Genomic DNA, 514 nt, shown 5'->3' on the forward strand with positions numbered 1-514 from the left:
TTCCTTGTTATCCTATTGGTAAAATCCATTTTATAAACCGATCAATCCTGACATTTAGTACAATTTCTTTTGCGGTGGCCCTGCGAACTTTAATGGTCCAATTGCATTCATATTAACTTCTACTAAGCACATACCGTCTTGCTTCATGGCTTCATTAATTTTGGTATCAAACTCTTCTAAAGAGTCCGCCTTGTAAGACTTACAACCCATCGACTCACCCAGTGCAACAAATGATGGGGTATGCAGCTCGTTGTAATACTGTCTACCATCAAAGTACTCTTTCTGAATACCGCGCATGACCCCGTAACCACCGTCGTTCATTACCAACAAAACCATATTAGCGTTCTCTTGTATTGCCGTCGCCATCTCCCCTACGCCAAGCATCAAGCCGCCATCCCCTACTAGCGCCACAGTTTTCTTATCGGGATTGGCGATTGCTGTACCGATGCCATGTGATAAGCCTAAGCCGATCGCACCAGCTAAGGAATGAATATTCTGTAATGGTTGGTTCACA

1 protein-coding gene is annotated in these 514 nt (G+C 43.8%); it reads right to left on the bottom strand.

What is annotated here, in order from left to right:
• Positions 1-54 precede the first annotated feature (54 nt).
• On the bottom strand, positions 55-514 hold a 460-nt coding region (locus BTV99_RS12635), incomplete at its 5' end, for a thiamine pyrophosphate-dependent enzyme (RefSeq protein WP_256713795.1).

The organism is Psychrobacter sp. Rd 27.2, assembly GCF_001921755.1.
Lineage (GTDB): Bacteria > Pseudomonadota > Gammaproteobacteria > Pseudomonadales > Moraxellaceae > Psychrobacter > Psychrobacter celer.